The sequence below is a fragment of the Pseudomonas citrullilanati genome, assembly GCF_030580855.1.
Classification (GTDB): domain Bacteria; phylum Pseudomonadota; class Gammaproteobacteria; order Pseudomonadales; family Pseudomonadaceae; genus Aquipseudomonas; species Aquipseudomonas citrulli.
This window is the reverse complement of record NZ_JAUQOP010000012.1, coordinates 64131-81947: the sequence shown is the minus strand read 5'-3', so window position 1 is coordinate 81947 and position 17817 is coordinate 64131. Positions and strand designations below refer to the sequence as shown.

General features: G+C 63.7%; 13 protein-coding genes and 1 riboswitch. Of the genes, 7 read left to right on the top strand and 6 right to left on the bottom strand.

Going from position 1 to position 17817, the window contains the following annotated elements; all coding sequences use genetic code 11:
* The first annotated feature begins 74 nt into the window (after nucleotides 1-74).
* On the top strand, nucleotides 75-1070 hold the full coding sequence (locus tag Q6A48_RS11020; protein ID WP_304554140.1) for a TRAP transporter substrate-binding protein: 996 nt from the start codon (nucleotides 75-77) through the stop codon (nucleotides 1068-1070).
* A 142-nt stretch (nucleotides 1071-1212) separates the two neighbouring features.
* The gene (locus tag Q6A48_RS11015; RefSeq protein WP_304554139.1) at nucleotides 1213-3120 is read left to right on the top strand and encodes an alkaline phosphatase D family protein; all 1908 of its coding nucleotides are present in this window, start codon (nucleotides 1213-1215) and stop codon (nucleotides 3118-3120) included.
* Nucleotides 3121-3260: 140 nt separating this feature from the next.
* Here Q6A48_RS11015 and Q6A48_RS11010 read toward each other — a convergent pair whose 3' ends face one another.
* The 5 genes from Q6A48_RS11010 to Q6A48_RS10990 all read right to left on the bottom strand — a co-directional run bounded on the left by Q6A48_RS11010 (nucleotide 3261) and on the right by Q6A48_RS10990 (nucleotide 12274).
* Nucleotides 3261-3761, bottom strand: coding sequence for a methylated-DNA--[protein]-cysteine S-methyltransferase (locus tag Q6A48_RS11010; protein WP_304554133.1), 501 nt, complete (start codon nucleotides 3759-3761; stop codon nucleotides 3261-3263).
* A gap of 169 nt (nucleotides 3762-3930) precedes the next feature.
* A complete protein-coding gene (locus Q6A48_RS11005) occupies nucleotides 3931-6666 on the bottom strand; it encodes a winged helix-turn-helix domain-containing protein (RefSeq protein ID WP_304554132.1) in 2736 nt (911 codons plus the stop codon).
* Between the two features lie 349 nt (nucleotides 6667-7015).
* Nucleotides 7016-8380, bottom strand: a complete 1365-nt coding sequence (locus tag Q6A48_RS11000) for a DUF1329 domain-containing protein (RefSeq protein ID WP_304554131.1) — start codon at nucleotides 8378-8380, stop codon at nucleotides 7016-7018.
* Nucleotides 8381-8405: 25 nt separating this feature from the next.
* On the bottom strand, nucleotides 8406-10262 hold the full coding sequence (locus Q6A48_RS10995; RefSeq protein WP_304554130.1) for a DUF1302 domain-containing protein: 1857 nt from the start codon (nucleotides 10260-10262) through the stop codon (nucleotides 8406-8408).
* A gap of 329 nt (nucleotides 10263-10591) precedes the next feature.
* A complete protein-coding gene (locus tag Q6A48_RS10990) occupies nucleotides 10592-12274 on the bottom strand; it encodes a fatty acid--CoA ligase (protein WP_304554129.1) in 1683 nt (560 codons plus the stop codon).
* A 252-nt stretch (nucleotides 12275-12526) separates the two neighbouring features.
* On the opposite strand from Q6A48_RS10990, the gene Q6A48_RS10985 reads away from it, so the two are divergent.
* Both Q6A48_RS10985 and Q6A48_RS10980 read left to right on the top strand, forming a co-directional pair.
* On the top strand, nucleotides 12527-13441 hold the full coding sequence (locus Q6A48_RS10985; RefSeq protein WP_304554128.1) for a glycosyltransferase family 2 protein: 915 nt from the start codon (nucleotides 12527-12529) through the stop codon (nucleotides 13439-13441).
* Nucleotides 13438-14058 carry a CatB-related O-acetyltransferase gene (locus Q6A48_RS10980; RefSeq protein ID WP_304554127.1) on the top strand — a complete coding sequence of 207 codons (621 nt, stop codon included), beginning with the start codon at nucleotides 13438-13440 and terminating at the stop codon, nucleotides 14056-14058. Before Q6A48_RS10985 ends, Q6A48_RS10980 begins: the two co-directional genes overlap by 4 nt.
* Before the next feature lie 44 nt (nucleotides 14059-14102).
* Here Q6A48_RS10980 and Q6A48_RS10975 read toward each other — a convergent pair whose 3' ends face one another.
* Nucleotides 14103-14732, bottom strand: coding sequence for a LysE family translocator (locus Q6A48_RS10975; RefSeq protein ID WP_304554126.1), 630 nt, complete (start codon nucleotides 14730-14732; stop codon nucleotides 14103-14105).
* 155 nt (nucleotides 14733-14887) lie between these two features.
* Between Q6A48_RS10975 and Q6A48_RS10970 the strand changes: the two genes are divergently transcribed.
* The 3 genes from Q6A48_RS10970 to Q6A48_RS10960 all read left to right on the top strand — a co-directional run bounded on the left by Q6A48_RS10970 (nucleotide 14888) and on the right by Q6A48_RS10960 (nucleotide 17743).
* Nucleotides 14888-15853, top strand: coding sequence for a 2-hydroxyacid dehydrogenase (locus Q6A48_RS10970; RefSeq protein ID WP_304554125.1), 966 nt, complete (start codon nucleotides 14888-14890; stop codon nucleotides 15851-15853).
* A 45-nt stretch (nucleotides 15854-15898) separates the two neighbouring features.
* The gene (locus Q6A48_RS10965; protein ID WP_304554124.1) at nucleotides 15899-16897 is read left to right on the top strand and encodes a methyltransferase; all 999 of its coding nucleotides are present in this window, start codon (nucleotides 15899-15901) and stop codon (nucleotides 16895-16897) included.
* 49 nt (nucleotides 16898-16946) lie between these two features.
* Nucleotides 16947-17069: riboswitch (yybP-ykoY riboswitch) on the top strand.
* A gap of 89 nt (nucleotides 17070-17158) precedes the next feature.
* A complete protein-coding gene (locus tag Q6A48_RS10960) occupies nucleotides 17159-17743 on the top strand; it encodes a TMEM165/GDT1 family protein (protein WP_304554123.1) in 585 nt (194 codons plus the stop codon).
* Nucleotides 17744-17817: the final 74 nt, after the last annotated feature.

The window sequence follows — 17817 nt, the reverse complement described above, 5'->3', positions numbered from 1 at the left end:
TCTCTCCTAGACTGAACGTGTCTCGTTTTTGAATCATCACGCCCCTTAAATAAAAACGTAAAAGGAACTTCGCAATGCTCAAGCGTTTGTGCAAGACACTCGTCTGCCTGCTGGCCGCCAGTGCGTTGGGCACGGCCATGGCGGCGGAGCCGATCGTCATCAAGTTTTCCCATGTCGTGGGCGAACAAACGCCCAAGGGCCTGGGGGCATCGATGTTCAAGAAGCGGGTGGAAGAGCGGCTGGCGGGCAAGGTGAGGGTCGAGGTGTATCCCAACTCCACGCTGTTTGGCGACGACAAGGAAATGGAAGCCTTGTTGCTGGGGGATGTGCAGATCATTGCCCGGTCGCTGGCGAAGTTCGAGCAGTACACCCGGAAAGTGCAGTTGTTCGACCTGCCCTTTCTGTTCGATGACATTGCCGCCGTGGACCGTTTCCAGCAGAGCTCCGAAGGCCAGACGTTGCTCAAGTCCATGGAAGGCAAGAACGTCACCGGTTTGGCCTATTGGCACAACGGCATGAAGCAGTTGTCGGCCAACAAACCCCTGCGCAAGCCGGAGGATGCTCGCAACCTGGCGTTTCGGATACAGACCTCCGCCGTGTTGCAGGAACAGTTCCAGGCAGTGGGCGCCAAAGCGCAACCGATGGTCTTCTCGGTGGCCTACCAGGCGTTGCGCACCGGCTTGGTCAACGGCACGGAAAACACCTACTCGAACTTCCACGACCAGAAATTGAATGAAGTGCAGAAGTACGTCACCGAGACCAACCACGGCGTACTCGACTACATGTTGATCACCACGTCGGATTTCTGGAACAACCTGCCGCCGGACATTCGTACCGAACTGGACAAGATCGTGGTCGAGGTCACCGCCTATGTGAACCAGGAAGCGGACCGGCTGAACCAGCAGGACAAGCAATACGTGCTCGACGCCAAGACCACCGAGATCATTACCCTCACGCCCGAAGAGCGCAACGCCTGGCGCGACCGGATGAAGCCCGTGTGGGCGAAGTTCGAAAAGGAGATCGGGGCGGACTTGATCAAGGCGGCGCAGGCGTCCAACGTCGCACCGTGATACAGCGAGCCGCACAGGTACCGTGGCGAGGGGATTTATCCCCGCTGGGCTGCGCAGCAGCCCCGCACCGTCCTGTGGTCCCAGCGGGCCGGCACATTGCGCTATGATCCCCGGCTCGCCCTGGACAGAGCCTGCGCCACCCATGCTGCCGTCTTCCCCCGACATCGCCCCTTCCCTGCCCCCCGTGCTGGTCGGCCCGCTGCTGCGGCGCCTGGAACCCACGCGGCTGGTGCTGTGGTTGGTGGGCACGCGACCATTGGCGTTGACGCTGCGGATCGACGGGGTGGGCGACCTGGTCCTCGACGCGTCTCGTTGCACGGTGGTGCCGGTGGGGCAGCGTGCGTTCGTCCACCTGATTGACGTGTCGCTCGACAGCCCCCTGCCCCAGGACACGTCGATCGACTACGACCTGTTGGTGGACGGCGCGCCGATTGCCCAGTGGGCCCCCCATCTGCTGTATGACGGCGCGCGGTGCCCGAACTTCATGCTGCATTCGCGCATCGAGCAGCTGGTCCACGGGTCCTGCCGCAAGCCCCATTACCCGGCCAACGACGGCCTGCTTTGCGTCGATCGGTTGTTGGCCCAGGAGCCCGTACAACGCCCGGCACTGCTGATGATGAGCGGCGACCAGGTGTATGCCGACGACGTCGCAGGCCCCATGCTGCGGGCGATCCATGCCTTGATCGAGCGCCTGGGCCTGTTCGAGGAATGCCTGGACGGCGCCGTGGTGGAGGACAGCGCCAAGCTGTATCGGCACCCCGCCAGTTATTACCATCGCGCCGATTTGCTACCGGCCCTGGAGAGCAACGAGACCCTGCGCGAGCGTTTTTTCGGCGGGGCGCGCAAGCCGATCTTCACCAGCAGCAGCGCCGACAATCACCTGGTGACCTTCGCCGAGGTCATGGCGATGTACCTGCTGGTGTGGTCGCCCGTGCCCTGGACGCTGATCGCGCCGACACCACCCGAACTGACACCCGACCGCCGCCAACGCTACGAGCTGGAACAGCAGCGCATCGACGTCTTCAAGGCGGGGCTGGACGGCGTGGCGCGGGTGTTCGCGCACCTGTCGTGCCTGATGATCTTCGACGATCACGACATCACCGACGACTGGAATCTTTCCGCGCAATGGGAGGAAACGGCCTACGGCCACCCGTTCTCCAAGCGCATCATCGGCAACGCCTTGATCGCCTACATGCTCTGCCAGGGTTGGGGCAACAACCCCGATGCCTTTGCCGATGTGCTCCAGCAAACCCTTGCCCTGACCGCCACCGCCCGCGACCGTTACCTCGACAGCGCGCCTCAGGACACCTTGATCGACACGTTGCTGGGGTTTCAACAGTGGCACTACGTGATACCGAGCACGCCAGCCCTGGTGGTGCTCGACACCCGCACCCGTCGCTGGCGCAGCGAAAACAACCTCAAGCGCCCCTCCGGCCTGCTGGATTGGGAAGCCCTGAGCGAACTGCAGCAGGAGCTGCTGGATCACCCCTCGGCGATCATCGTTTCACCGGCACCGATCTTTGGCGTGAAACTGATCGAGACCGTGCAACGGGTCTTCAGCTGGTGCGGTTATCCGCTGTTGGTGGACGCGGAAAACTGGATGGCCCATCGCGGTGCGGCCCAAGTGATCCTGAACATCTTCCGACACTCGCGCACGCCCGGCAGCTACGTGGTGCTGTCCGGCGATGTGCATTATTCCTTCGTCTACGAGGTGTTGATCCCACACCGCAAGGGCGGCCCGCGCATCTGGCAGATCACCAGCAGCGGCATCAAGAACGAATTCCCACCCGCGTTGCTGGCGTGGTTCGACCGCCTGAACCGCTGGCTCTACGCCCCACGCTCGCCCCTGAACTGGTTCACCAAGCGCCGCAGCATGCGCATCGTTCCCCATACCCCGGAACACGCCGAGGCGGGAGAGCGGTTGTGGAATGGCGCGGGGATTGGCCAGGTGTTCCTCAATGAACAGGGACAACCGGCGCGGATCTACCAGCACAACGCCAACGGCCAGCCGCCGACCCGCATGCAGCCACCGAAGTCGCCGCCGGCCTGAGGGTCATCTGCCGTTGTGGGAGCGAGCTTGCTCGCGATGGCGGTGGCACATTCAACATCTATTCAAGCTGCCCCACCGCTTCGCGAGCAGGCTCGCTCCCACAGGGGTGGACTGGGCTTTCAGACAGGGTGGGCTGGCTTTCAGAAGGCCAGTTGCAGGGTCTGCTGGCCTTCGAGGCTGAGCAAGAACTGTTTGGCGGCCAGCCCGCCGGCGAAACCGGTCAGGCTGCCGGAGCTGCCGATGACGCGATGACAAGGGGCGATGATCGAGATCGGGTTGCGGCCATTGGCTGCGCCAACCGCACGCACGGCTGTCGGTTGGCCGATCTGGATGGCGATGTCGCGGTAGCTGCGAGTCTGGCCGAAGGGAATGGTCAGCAATGCCTGCCAGACCCGGACCTGGAAGTCGGTGCCGGCGAAATCCAGCTCCAGCTCGAAGCGGCTGCGCTGGCCGGCGAAGTATTCCGCGAGTTGGCGCTCGGTTTCCCTGAGGGTCGGGTGTTGGTTGTCTTCTTCCAGCGGCCCCAGGCGCACCCGGTTGAGCCGCTCGTTCTCCCAGAGGATAGCCGCCAGCTTGCGCTCCCGAGCGACGAGGATCAGTTGGCCGACGGGGGATGGGATGGTTTTGTAGAGGGGGAGCATTGACGTCGTTCCTTACTGATTCTGACCGGCTTTTGTGGCGCGAAGCAGCCCCAGAGCTTTGGGCAACGCTCTCGCCTGATGCACCGTGTACTCAGGTTTCATGGGTGCTTCGCACCCGACGAGGATAAATCCCCTCGCCACAAAAGCTTCTCGCCCCCCGTAGCGCTCATCACCCCAACAACCCCAACGCCTTCGCCCGCGCCACCGCCTGGGTGCGGCGCTCGACGCCGAGCTTGCTGTTGATGTGGCTGGCGTGGGTCTTCACCGTATGCAGGGAAATGAACAACTGTTCGCTGATTTCCTGGTTCGAGCAACCTTGGGCGATGAGTTGCAGCACGGCCCGCTCGCGACTGCTAAGAGTCTCGACCGAGGCCGAAGGGTCGACCGCCTGGGTCACCGCCGACGGCAGGCGTTCGAGCAACCGCTCGCGCACGGGGCTGGACGCGGCATGCGACAGCTGTTCGCGCAGCCATTCGCGGTGCTCGCCCAGCAGCCATTCGAACGGCTGCAGGACACCACCGCCTGCCGCTTCAAAGGCCTGGGCCAGGGCACGCCGCGCCTCGGGTTCGCGGCCAAGCCCGAGCAACAGGGCGACTTTCTGGTTCAGCGCCATCACGCTGAGCATTTGCCGGCCGGTTTGCTGCCCATGTTCGAGCAAGGCGTTGAGCCGTCCCTCGGCAAGCATCGGCTGCCCACGGATCGATTCCAGCAGCGCCTGTTGCAGCTCGACATGCAGCGGCAGTTGCGGATGGAATTCCGGCGGCGCGGCGGCCCGTTCGCCGGTGTAGGTCTGCCCGAGCCGCGACAACCAGGCCTCGGCCAGGTCGGTGCGGCCCTGGGCGAGCCAGAGCTCGCATTTGACCAGGGTGATCATCGCCAGGTAGTAGATCGGCGGCACGTCCCAGATGTGCATCAGGCGTTCGGCCTCGGCCAGTTCGGCGAAGGCCCGGGCGAACTCGCCGCTGGCACCCTCGATACGGGCGATCACGCAATGACCGAGCAACACGCTGATATCACGACAGGCACGGGCTTCGGTGAGACCGGCCTGCAACCGCGTCAAGCCGGCCTGGGGCTGCATGCGCAAGGTCAGCAGGAACCCTTCGTACAGGGTCAACCGCGCCCGCACCGCATACAGCCGTTGCGGTGACAGCGCGTGCAGGCGTTGCAGGCCCTGGTGCACTTCGTCCAGCGCCCGCTGGATCTCGCCGCGGGCTTGCAGGACCCGGGCGCGATCGTAATGGGCCAGGGCCTCGAACAGCGGGTTGCCGACTCGCTGCGCCAGTTCCAGGGAGTCCCGGTTCAGGGCGCGGGCGCGCCACAGGTCACCGTCGGCAATCGCCAGGTTGGACAACGTGGACAAACACATCAGACGCTGGCCGTAGCGCTTGTGCGGCAGGCTTTCCAGCGCTTCGCTGCAATAGCGCACGGTGGCTTCGCGATCCCCGCGGCCTCGGGCCACGATTCCGCTCAAGGCCAGCCATTGGGCAAGCATGGATTTTTGCGCGGTGGCCGAGGGCGCCGGCAGGAAGCGACTCAGGTGCGCCGCCAACTCCTCGGCGGCATCCAGCTGGCACGCCAGCCCCAGCGCCCAGCTGTAGAGCACGATCAGTCGCGGGGTGCTGATCAGCAGGCTGTCGGGCAGGTCCATTTTCCAGCGCAACAACATCCCGACGTTCTGCTCGGCCAGCAGTTGCTCCTCCGAGAGGTTCTGCACCAGGTTCGCCGCCACGTCCAGGTGCCCGGCCCGCAGTGCCTGCTCCACGGCTTCGTCGATCAGGCCCTGGGCGTTGAACCAGCGGCAGGCGCGCAGGTGCAGGGTCGCCGCCGGGACCATGGCCGGCAAGCTGGGTCGACTGCGCAACAAGTCGGAAAACAGGTGGTGATAGCGGTACCAGTGGCCGTGTTCGTCCAGCGGCACCAGGAACACCTGGTGGGCCGCCAGGTAGCGCAGGATCTCGGCGCTGTCGTGGGCTTCGCGCACCGCGTCGCACAATGCGCTGCAAAAGCGCTCCTGGGGGGCGGTGTCGTAGAGAAAGGCCTGCACCTCGGCGGGCAGGCAGTCGATGACCTCTTCGAGCAGGTAGTCGCGAATCAGCCCTTCCCCACCGTGCAAAGCCTGGGGCAACTGGCCTTCGGTACCGGCCTCGGCGGCGGCCAGCAGCCAGAAACGCAGCCCGGCCACCCAACCTTCGCTGCGCTGGATGAGGTTGTCCAACGCTTCGCCGCGCAACGAGCTGCTGTGGTGCTGGAGCAGGGTCTGGGCTTCTTCATGGGTAAGGCGCAGGTCCTGCTCGTTCAATTCGAGCAGTTGCCGCGACAGGCGCAGGCGCGCCAGGTGCCAGTCCGGACGCTGGCGGCTGGTGACCAGCACCAGCAGGCCGTCGGGCAAGTGATTGAGGAAGAATTGCAGGCAACGGTCCAGCACCGGGCTCTGGGCCAGGTGGTAGTCGTCGAGCACCAGCAGCAGCGGGTCACGCGGCGAAAGGTGGCTGGACAGCTCGTCCAGCAAGCCGTCGAGCCATTCCTCGAAGGCGAAGGGTTGATGCCGCTGGCGCATTTTCAACAGCCCCAGCGCCCGGCGCCCCAATTGCGGGAAGAACGCCTGGAGCCCTTCGAGCAGCCGCTCCAGGAAACGCCCCGGGTCGTTGTCGCGGACGCTCAACCCCAACCAGAGGCTTTGCCAATGACTCGGCAGGCCCTGGCAGAACTCCACCGCCAGGGAACTCTTGCCGAACCCCGCCGGGGCACTCACCAACAGCAGCCGGCCACCCAGCCCCGCGCTCAAGCGCTCGCACAACCGCGGCCGCACAACGTGACCGTCGGGCAAGGGCGGGCGGTAGAAACGCCCGTCCTGGACCGCGATGGCTGCGCGGGCAGAATCCGGAAGTGAGGACAAATCAGTCATGGCCGGCTCTTGTTGAAAGGCGGGTGGCGGCGTTGCAGATGTCCGCAGACTAGCGGTAAACGAAGAGGTATTGAAGGGAGTGCTACAAATGGCTACAAAAAGACTACAAGCCGATGGCCCTTGCAGAGGGCGTTTTTGTGGCGAGGGATGTATCCCCGCTGGGCGGCGAAGCAGCCCAAAAAGCTTGAAGGCTATCCGGCTGATGTTCCGAGGTAATGGCTTAGGGGGTCGCTTCGCCACCCAACGGGGATAAATCCCCTCGCCACAGGGGTTTTGTGTTGGCCCCAAAAACAACGCCCCGAACCAGGTCGGGGCGTTTCTTCGAGGATGCGGCCTCGGGTAAAGCGGTTTAGCGAATGCCGTCCTGACGCAGTGCGTTCGGGGTGAAGTCGGCGGTGCTGGCGGTGAAACCGAAGTCGTAGGCCTGCTTCTCTTCGTTCTTCATGCCCAGCGCCAGGTAGCGGCCGGACTGCAGGTCGTAGAGGGTTTCCACCGCGTACCACGGCACTTGCTTGTCGTAGTAGTTCTCGGCATGGGCCTCGGCCACGCGCCACAGTTGACCACGACCGTCGTAATGGTCGATGACCGCCGCCTGCCAGGTGTCTTCGTCGATGAAGAAGTCACGCTTGGCGTAGATGTGGCGCTGGCCTTCCTTCAGGGTCGCGGTCACGTGCCAGACGCGACGCAGCTCGTAGCGGGTCAGGTCCTGGTTGATGTGGCCGGCCTTGAGGATGTCGGCGTACTTGAGTTGCGGCGAATCGATCTTGTAGCTGTTGGCGGCGATGTACAGCTCTTTCTTGCCTTCCAGCTTCCAGTCGTAGCGATCCGGTGCGCCGTTGTACATGTCCAGGTTGTCGGAGGTACGCAAGCCGTCGGCGGCGGTACCCGGGCCGTCATAGGACACTTGCGGCGCACGGCGTACGCGGCGCTGGCCGGCGTTGTAGACCCACGCCGAACGCGGCTCCTTCACCTGGTCGAGGGTTTCGTGCACCAGCAGCACACCGCCGGCCAGGCGCGCCGGCGCGGTCACTTGCTGCTTGAAGTAGAACAGGATGTTGCCCGGGTTGGCCGGATCGAAATCCTTCATCTTGTCGCGGAACACGAACTGGTCGCGGAAGTACACCAGGCTGTAGGAGCCGTTGGGCTGCGGCGTGGCCTGGGTCACCAGGCGCGTCACGCTGCCACCGCGGTAGCGGGTGATGTGGTTCCAGATCACCTCCACGCCGCTCTGCGGAATCGGGAACGGCACGGCGGTCTCGAAGTTCTCCAGGCCGTTGCCGCCGGACACCAGCTTGGTGTTCACCGCGTTCTTCTTGATCGAGGCAAACACTTCATCCGGCACGGTGGCGCCACGATGGGTCGGGTAGACCGGCATCCGGAAGCTCTCCGGGTAGCGCTTGAACATGGCGTACTGGCCCGGCGCGAGCTTGTCCTTGTACTGGTCGACGTTCTGCGCGGTGATGGTGAACAGCGGTTTTTCACTGGCGTACGGGTCGGACAGGAAACCCTTGCTGTCGACGCTGCCGGCGTTCTTGGCCATGGGCTTCCAGGCGGAGATCGAACCATCGGCATTGCCGGCCATCTCGGCGCCCATCGGCGTCAGGCTCTTGCCCAGCTTGTCGGCTTCGGCGGCAGGCACTGCCGCCATGACGCTGGCGGCCAGCAGGGACAGCCCCAAAACGCCGACCTGCAACAGACTTTTTGTTCTTTTCATAGTGTGTCGTCCTGAAATACGGTGCTTAGAAGGTCACGCCGACGCTGAGCGCCAGGAAATCGCGATCGTCCACGGTGCTGAAGTCGCCACCAAAGAAGTTGGTGTAGGCCAGGCTCGCGTTGTAGGTGTTCTGGTATTCGGCATCCAACCCGAGGCTGACGGCCTTGCGGCCTTCCTCGAAGTTCCCGCCAGGGCCTGGCGAGTAGCCCTTGACGTCGTGGGACCAGGCCACGTTGGGCTTGAGGTTCACCCCGGCGAAGACGTCCGGGTATTCCCAGATGGCGCGTGCGCGGTAACCCCAGGACGTGGAGGTGGTGAAGCCGTCGTTGTTGCAGTTGCTGTTCACGTTGCCGACGGTCTGGCCGCCACCGGAAGCGGTCGAGGTATTGAGCGAGTTACAGAAATCATTGGGCAGCTTGCCCGGGCCGAACACCGGGTCACGGCCGTAGCGGGCCTCGGACTTGCTTTCTAGGCCACCCACATGAGTCACCCCGATCTCACCCACCAGGGTCAGGCGGCTGGCGCCCATGACCTGGTCGAGGAAGTGGGTGAAGGTGGTCTGGAACTGCGTGATCTCTTTACGGTTGTAGCCATGCAGGTCCTGGCCCGGCGTGCCTTGGAGCACCGAGGCATTGCCGTAGCCGGGGAGCGGCGTCACGCCAGCGAAGAGAATGTCGGTGGTACTCAGCTGCACCGGTGCATTGGGACGGTAGCTGATCTCACCGCTCCACGCCGTGCCGGTAGGCAGCGTGGTGGAGAAGCTCAACCCGTACAGGCGGATGTCTTCCGGGTATTCCACGAAATAGTTGGAGTTACCCGCCACGATCAACGGACGCAGTGCCGCGATGGGCCCAGCGGTGTAGAACTGCGGCGCAGCGCCTTGGGCGCTGAAGATCGGCGCACGGCTGTGGTAGTTCATGAAGTAGGCACCGAACTCGGTGTCCAGCGGTTCGAACATGTACTTCAGCGATGCGCCCCACTGGCCGCTGTCGCGGGCATCGCGGTCCGGGCCACGGCGTACCAGCACGCCTTCCTCGTTGATGTCGACACCCTGGCCTTCCAGGATGGGCAGGACCACGCCCGGCAGCGGGACGCTGGAACGCTTGTTCAACACCCGCAGGTTATTGTCGCAACCATCGGCAATCACATCCGGCTGGGAGAAGAAGGTGCCGCAGTTATCCACTACCGTCTGGTCCCATTCCAGCTGGTAGAACGCCTCGGCCGACAGGTTGTCGGTCAGGCTCTGGGACACGTAGAACATGTTGACCGGGATCAGGCCTTCCTTGATCTCGGCGCCGGGACGGCGGAACGCGGACACGTCGACCGGGTTGATGGAGTTGATGCCGCCCTGGATGAAGGTGCTTTCGCCCCAGCTGACGACCTGCTTGCCCAGGCGGACCGAGCCCGGCTGATCGGCGATCGCATAGTTGTGGTAGACGAATGCGTCGAGGATCTGCCCGCCGGAGGACTTGGCGCCTTCCTTGCGATTGTTGTCGCTGATGTCCTTGTACAGGCGGTTTTCGTCCTTGAGCTCGAAGTCATACCAGTACTTGCCACGCACGAACACGCCGGTATCGCCGTACTTCAGCTCCAGGTCATGGATGCCCTTGAAGATCTTCGAGAAGGTTTCCCCACGCTTGAAGTTCAGGTGGCCGTCATCGGAGGTCTGGGACAGGCCCTTGCCGCCATTGTTGACGCCGATCAGGTCCTTGTTGGGCTTGGCCGTGGACCAGCTCGCGCCGACCGACAGGGACGAGTCGAACTGGCCTTCGATTTCACCGATGTTGAAGCTGACGCCGAAGGCCGGGCCGGCGAGCGAAGAGGCGAGACTGACCGCCAGAGGCAATTTTGCCCGGCGCCAGAACGTGGTTGCTGAGGTCATCGACGCTACTCCATTGCATTATTGTTATGGCAGTGGTTATCCAGGAACACCCCGACGGCAGGGAGCGGCAGCGTCCCGACCTGCGTCGGAGTCGCATCGCCCTTTCGTGCGTGCGCCCCGTTCCTGAAAAATCCGTCAACGGACTATAGCCAGCAGGTAGTACGGCTTGATCCCTCTAAAGTGTGATTTGCAGCCCCGACCACTCTGGAACAGTCCTTTCGCCAGGCCGACAGGTGTCGGCACGGCAAGGATGGCTGAAATTTGCGGTTTGACAAGGCAAGCGCTTGCTTGGTGGGGCTGCCGTGCCCGTTCGGGCACGGCAAACAGGCTCAAAGCGTCGAGAGGAACGCGCTGTTGTTGCTCTGCCATTCGGTGATGTCGACGCGGATGCGCTTCTTGTCGAGCTTGCCGACACTGGTCTTGGGAATTTCAGTAACAAGGGCGATCTGGCTCGGGATCGCCCACTTGCTCAAGTGCCCCAGCTCGACGAAGGGCTTGAGGTGTTCCTTGAGCTCGCGCGCCCCGACCTGATGCCCTTCGCGAACCACCAGCAAGGCAAAGGGACGTTCGCCCCACTGCGGGTCGGGAATGCCGACCACTGCTACTTCGCGTACCGCCACGTGACGGCTGATGAGGTCTTCCAGGTCAAGGGACGAGATCCATTCGCCGCCGGTCTTGATCACATCCTTGATCCGGTCGCGGATGTCGATCACGCCCATGCTGTCGAGCGTGGCGACGTCACCGGTGTGCAGCCAGCCGCCCGCCCAGAGCTCGGCGCCCTTCTGCGGCTCGTTGAAATAGCCTTCGGTGAGCCACGGTGCGCGCAGCACCAGCTCGCCCTGGGTCTCGCCGTCGGCGGGCAGGAAGCGCCCCTCGGCATCGATGATCGCGGCCTCCACCAGCGGCCCCGGCACGCCCGCCTTGATCCGGTAGGTGGTGCGCTCGTCTTCGCTGCCCGCCAGCAGTTCTTCGTTGAGGTGCGCGCAGGACACCAGCGGGCCGGTTTCCGACATGCCGTAGGCGGCGGTGAGCTGGATCCCCCGGGCCTTGGCCGTTTCATAGAGGCTGCGGTTCAGCGCACTGCCGCCAATGACGATTTTCCAGCCGCCGAAATCGGTGTCCTGGGCGCCCTTGGCGTTGAGGAGCATCTGCAGGATGGTCGGCACGCAGTGGGAAAAGGTGACCTGCTCCTTGTGCCACAGCTGGACGAGGAATTCAGGGTCGTAGCGGCCCGGATAGACCTGCTTGAGGCCGAGCATGGTCGCCACGTACGGCAGGCCCCAGGCATGCACATGGAACATCGGCGTGATCGGCATGTAGACGTCATTGGTGCCCAGCAGCCGCACGCTGTCGATGGCGCCCATGATGGTGGCCACGCCCATGGTGTGCAGCACCAGTTGCCGGTGGGTGAAATACACGCCCTTGGGGTTGCCGGTGGTGCCGGTGGTGTAGAAGGTGGTGGCGACGGAGTTCTCGTCGAAATCCTGGAAGTCGTAGGTGGGGCTGGCGGCGGCCAGCAATTGCTCGTACTCGCCCACCAGGTTCGGCAGCTCGGCGTTTTTTTCCGGCAGGTCGGTGAGCAGCAGGGTCTTCTCGACCGTGGTCAGGTGCCCGGCAATGGCCTGGTACAGGCCGACGAACTCGCTGTTGACCAGCACGAAGCGGTCCTCGGCGTGGTTCATGGTGTAGAGGATCTGTTCCGGTGACAGGCGCACGTTGATGGTGTGGATCACCGCCCCGATCATCGGGATGGCGAACATGCATTCCAGGTAGCGATGGCTGTCCCAGTCCATCACCGCCACCGTATCGCCGGCCTTGACCCCGGCCTCGGTCAGGACGTTGGCCAGGCGCGCAACCCGTTCCATCAGCGTCGGATAGGTGTAGCGCAACTGGTCGCGGTAGATGATCTCGCGGGTCTTCTCGTAACGGGCACCGGACATCAGCAGTCGTTTGATCAGCAACGGATATTGATAAGCGCCTTCGGCTGGAGGAATAACGCGAGTCTGCAACATGGGAGTCCCTTTTCTGACTGCACGGTCTTGGCTGGAGGTAAGCACTCTAGAGGGCTTATGCGCCGATCAAATCAGCCAAAGGAATGATTTGAACGGTCCGTGGATACTAGCCTTGGGCCAGTAATTGCGCGGTTCCCGGGCCATTTGTACAAAACCTTGTCAGAACGCCCTTCAAAGGCGAGCATATGCCATCAGCTTTATTACAAAATCCATGGACGAATAAAGATTGCCGCCTGGCCATTACGGAGAACAATGAGCACTGAATTAGTACCTCCCCAGGCCACCGCGTCGCAAATACCGCCGCTGATTTCAATCGTGGCGCCTTGCTATAACGCCGAGAAATACCTGGAAGAGGCCATTCACAGCATCTTCGCGCAGGATTACCCGAACTACGAAGTCATCGTGGTCGACGACGGCTCGACCGACAACAGCCTGGCCATGCTCCGGCAGTTGCAGCAGACCTATGACTTCCAGCTCTATTCCCAGGCGAACCAGGGCGTCAGCGCCGCGCTCAACCATGGCTTGAAATACGCCAGGGGTGAGTACGTGTCGACACCGGACCTGGACGACGTGATGTTGCCGCATTCGCTGCGGGTCCGCGCCGACTACCTTGACCATCATCCCGAGACGGGGTGTGTCGGCGCGCTGATCATCTACATGAACAGCAACGGCCAGGCCATCAAGGAGCAACGCCGCACCAGCACCCGGGTGTATACCTTCGACGACATCCTGCGCGAGGCCGTGGTCATCGGTGCGCCCACGGCGTTGTACCGCATGAGCGCGCTGCGCAGCGCCGAATTCTATGACCCGCTGCTGCGGGTGCAGGATTTCCAGATCACCCTGCGTATTGCCCACCTGGGTTATGAAGTCCACGAGTTGCCCGTCACGGTCACGCGCTATCGACGCCACCCCAATAACCTGTCGCGAAAGTACAAGTTGATGCTCGAGGCGGACCTGGCGGCCATCGCGCCCTACCGTGATCATCCCGCGTACGAGTCGGCCCGCACGGTGCTGATCCACAAGGCGCTGAAGTACGCCGTGGTGGAAGACAAGAAAGACGCCTGGAAACTGCTGCGCAGCATTCCATGGCGCCACTGGAACAAGACCAGCCTCAGGCGTTTCAGGCGGTTGCTGCTGTCGCGCTCGACCGTGAGGTCCGGGTCGTGAAGTTTTTGCAGAAACTCAAGGAACGCAGGACCCGCAAGTACCTCAAGCGCTTGGAAAAACTCGAAAGGGCTCCGGAAAAGATCCGCCTGCGCTATCCCAGGTACCAGGTTGGCGTCGGCACCTATGGCATCCCCGAGGTGACCGAGTTCGGCGATGACACGGTGCTCAGGATCGGCTCCTACACCTCCATTGCCAACGGGGTGAAGATCCTCCTGGGGGGCGGGCACCGCATGGACTGGGTCAGCACGTTCCCCTTCCCGCTGATGATCGACGAAGCCAGGCACATCCCTGGCAGCAACCCGACCAAGGGCGACGTGGTGATTGGCAGCGACTGCTGGATCTGTGCCGAAACGATGATCCTTTCGGGGGTGACCATCGGCCACGGCGCCGTCGTCGCCGCCGGTGCCGTGGTGACGCGCGATGTCGAGCCCTACGCGGTTGTCGGCGGCAACCCTTGCCGGTTCATCCGCTGGCGTTTCGACGAACCGGTGCGCCAGGCCCTGCTGGCGTCGGCCTGGTGGGAATGGCCGATGGAGGAGGTCAAGGCTGTCTCGCCCTTGTTGTGCAGCGACGACCTCGAAGCGTTCCTGGACTACGCCCGCCAGCGCCAGGCCTGACGGCAGGACGCCCCCGGGCACCACCCGCGGGGCGTCCAGCCCCCTCAATGCATTTCGGTGAAAGCCAGCTTTACGCCGATGGCCACGAGCACCGCGCCCATGGTGCGGTCGAACCAGTGGCCCATGCGGGCGAAACCGGCGCGCACCCGTTGCTGGCTGAACAACATGGCCACCATGCAGAACCACATCGCGGTGGCCACCGCCAGGTACACGCCGTAGCCGGCCTGGACCGCCAAGGGCGTGTGCGGGTTGATCACCACGGTGAACAGCGACAGGAAGAACAGCGTGGCCTTGGGGTTCAGGCCATTGGTGATGAAGCCTGCGGTGAACGCCCCGCGTGCGCTGCGCTCGCCGACTTCCTTGTGCAGGTTTTCCTCGGCGGCCTTGGCCGGCTTCGCCCGCAATGCCTTGAAGCCGATGTACAGCAGGTAGGCGGCGGCGGCCCATTTCAATGCGTTGAACAGCACGATCGACTGCGACACGATCAGGCCGATGCCCAGCAGCGAATAACCCACGTGCAGGAAGATCGCCGTGCCCACGCCCAGCGCGGTCCAGGTCCCGGCACGTCGGCCGTGGGTCACGCTTTCGCGCACCACCACGGCGAAGTCCGGCCCGGGACTGGCGACGGCCAGCAGGTGGATCAGGGCGACGGTGAGGAATTCGGTGAGGTACATGGTGGAGCTCCTTGGCTAACGCAATCTCGAAACAACCATCGATTGTGTGGCGAGTGAATCATAGGCCCCCGACATTCGGGCCAGGCCACGGCCATATCCCATCTGATAGGCTCGCCACATTACGCCTTCGATTCTTGAGATAAAAGGTACAGCTGATGACAAACACTGCCCGCGCCGTTTTCCTCGATCACCCGTCCCTGGACCTCGGCGACCTGGACCTGGCGCCGCTGCGCAGTTGCTTCGACACGTTGCAGTTGTTCGCCCGCACCACGCCGGACCAGGTGACCGAGCGACTCCAGGGCGCCACCGTGGCGATCACCAATAAGGTGGTGATCGATGCGGCCGCGATGGCCGCCAACCCTGGCTTGAAGCTGATCCTGATCAGCGCCACCGGCACCAACAATGTCGATCTGGTGGCCGCCCGCAGCCAGGGCATCACCGTGTGCAATTGCCAGGGCTACGGCACGCCGTCGGTGGCCCAGCACACGATCATGCTGCTGCTGAACCTGGCGACACGCCTGGCCGACTACCAGAAAGCGGTGGGTGAAGGCCGCTGGCAACAGGCGTCGCAGTTCTGCCTGCTGGACTATCCGATCGTCGAGCTGCAAGGCAAGACCTTGGGGCTGCTGGGCCACGGTGAACTGGGCAGCGCCGTCGGGCGACTGGCCGAAGCCTTCGGCATGCGCGTATTGCTGGGGCAGATCCCCGGGCGTCCGGCCCGGCCCGACCGCCTGGCGCTGGACCAGCTGTTGCCGCAGGTCGATGCCCTGACCCTGCACTGCCCACTCAACGAACACACCCGGAACTTCATCGGTGCCCGGGAGTTGGCTCGGCTCAAAGCCGGTGCCTTCGTGGTCAACACCGCCCGTGGTGGCCTGATCGACGAACAGGCCCTGGCCGACGCCTTGCGTAGCGGCCACCTGGGCGGGGCCGCCACCGACGTGCTGAGCGTCGAGCCGCCGAGCCAGGGCAATCCGCTGCTGGCGGGCGACATTCCCCGGTTGATCATCACCCCCCATAACGCCTGGGGCAGCCGCGAGGCGCGGCAACGGATCGTCGGGCAGATGACCGAGAATGCCCAGGGCTTTTTCAGCGGTACAGCGCTGCGGGTCGTCAGTTGATAAACTGCCGGACTTTTTTCTACCGGCTTTTTCAAGGAGCAGACCATGGATCCGCGCAGTGAAGTACTGCTTCGTCAGGCCGAGTTATTCCAGGGCCAGGTCTTGCTGGCCGGCTTGCCCGCCGACGACCTGCTCGGCCGCTTGCCCGAGGCCCGAGGCTGGTGCTGGCATGCCGGCGACCAGGCCGCGCTGGATGCGCGGTTCCCGCAGCGCAGCCACTTTGGCGTCACCGTCCCGGAACACGGGTTCGACACCGCCGTGGTGTTCCTGCCCAAGGCCAAGGACCTCACCGACTACATCCTCAACGCCGTGGCGGCGCGCCTGGCCGGGCGCGAGGTGTACCTGGTGGGGGAAAAACGCAGCGGCATCGAAGGCGCGTCCAAGCAGCTCAACCCTTTCGGCAAGCCGCGCAAGCTCGACAGTGCGCGGCATTGCCAGTTGTGGCAGGTCACCGTGGCCAATGCGCCCGAGGCCAAGCCGCTGGAAAGCCTGGCCCAGACCTACGAATTGCCCCTGGCCGAAGGCCCGCTGAGCGTCATCAGCCTGCCTGGCGTGTTCAGCCACGGTCGCCTGGATCGCGGCAGCGCGTTGCTGCTCGAGCACCTGGACAAATTGCCCAGCGGGCATTTGCTGGACTTCGGCTGTGGTGCCGGTGTGCTCGGCGCGGTGGTCAAGCGGCGCTATCCACACAATACCGTCACGCTACTGGACGTGGATGCGTTCGCTGCCGCCAGCAGTCGCCTGACCCTGGCGGCCAACGGCCTGGACGCCGAGGTACTGACCGGTGACGGGATCGACGCCGCGCCGATGGGCCTGAACGCGATCCTGAGCAACCCACCGTTCCATGTCGGCGTGCACACCGATTACTTCGCCACGGAGAACTTGCTGCGAAAAGCCGCGAAACACCTGAAGAACGGCGGCGAACTGCGGCTGGTTGCCAACAGCTTCCTCAAGTACCAGCCGCTGATCGAAGAGCACTTGGGCGCCTGCACGATCAAGGCCGAGGGCCAGGGGTTTCGCATCTACCAGGCCAGGCGCGGCTGAGCCTTTTTGCAAAACAGCGCTTGCCCTATCGGATTTGCCTAGGCAGAATCCGCTCCGTCCTAGGGGAGTAGTCTCCCGCGAGCGCCCTGCTCGCCCGGCATACGTCAACACACTTGGTCAGCAGACCATGGCGTATGCGATCCAAGCGTCCACGCAGATGGCCGTTGGGTTTGACAAGACCTATGACACGCACACCTTACCCGGGGCGGGAAGGCTGTACGTGTCATAGCCGTGTCGACCCGCCCCTTTAGGAACCACCTGATGCTGGACTCTTTCCTCGTACCTACCACCATCGTCGCGCTGGCCGAAATTGGCGACAAGACGCAACTGCTCGCGCTCATCCTGGCGGCACGCTTTCGCAAGCCCTGGCCGATCATCGCCGGCATCGTCGCGGCCACGCTCGCCAACCATGCCGCTGCGGGGGCCGTGGGGGCCTGGGTGGGCAGTATCTTCTCGGATGCGGTCTTGCACTGGATCCTGGCGGCCAGCTTCGCGGCCACCGCGCTGTGGACCCTGGTCCCGGACAAGCTGGACGATGAGGAAACCACCACGGCCCGCAAATTCGGCCCGTTCCTGACCACTCTGATTGCGTTCTTCCTGGCGGAAATCGGTGACAAGACCCAGATCGCCACGGTGATGCTCGCCGCGCAGTACCCGGAGCTGTGGCTGGTGATCATCGGCACCACCCTGGGCATGCTGATTGCCAACGTGCCGGTAGTACTGGCCGGCAATTTCGCCGCCGAGAAGCTGCCCCTGAACCTGATCCGCCGCCTGGCCGCCTCGGCCTTTTTCGTCCTGGCGGTGGTGGCGGTGTACAAGGCAATGCAGAGCAGCGGGTGGGTTTGAAGACCGCGTTGTCGTTCATCGCGAGCAAGCTCGCTCCCACGGGGGCTGCGGGTGTCCACAAAGTTGTGTTCACT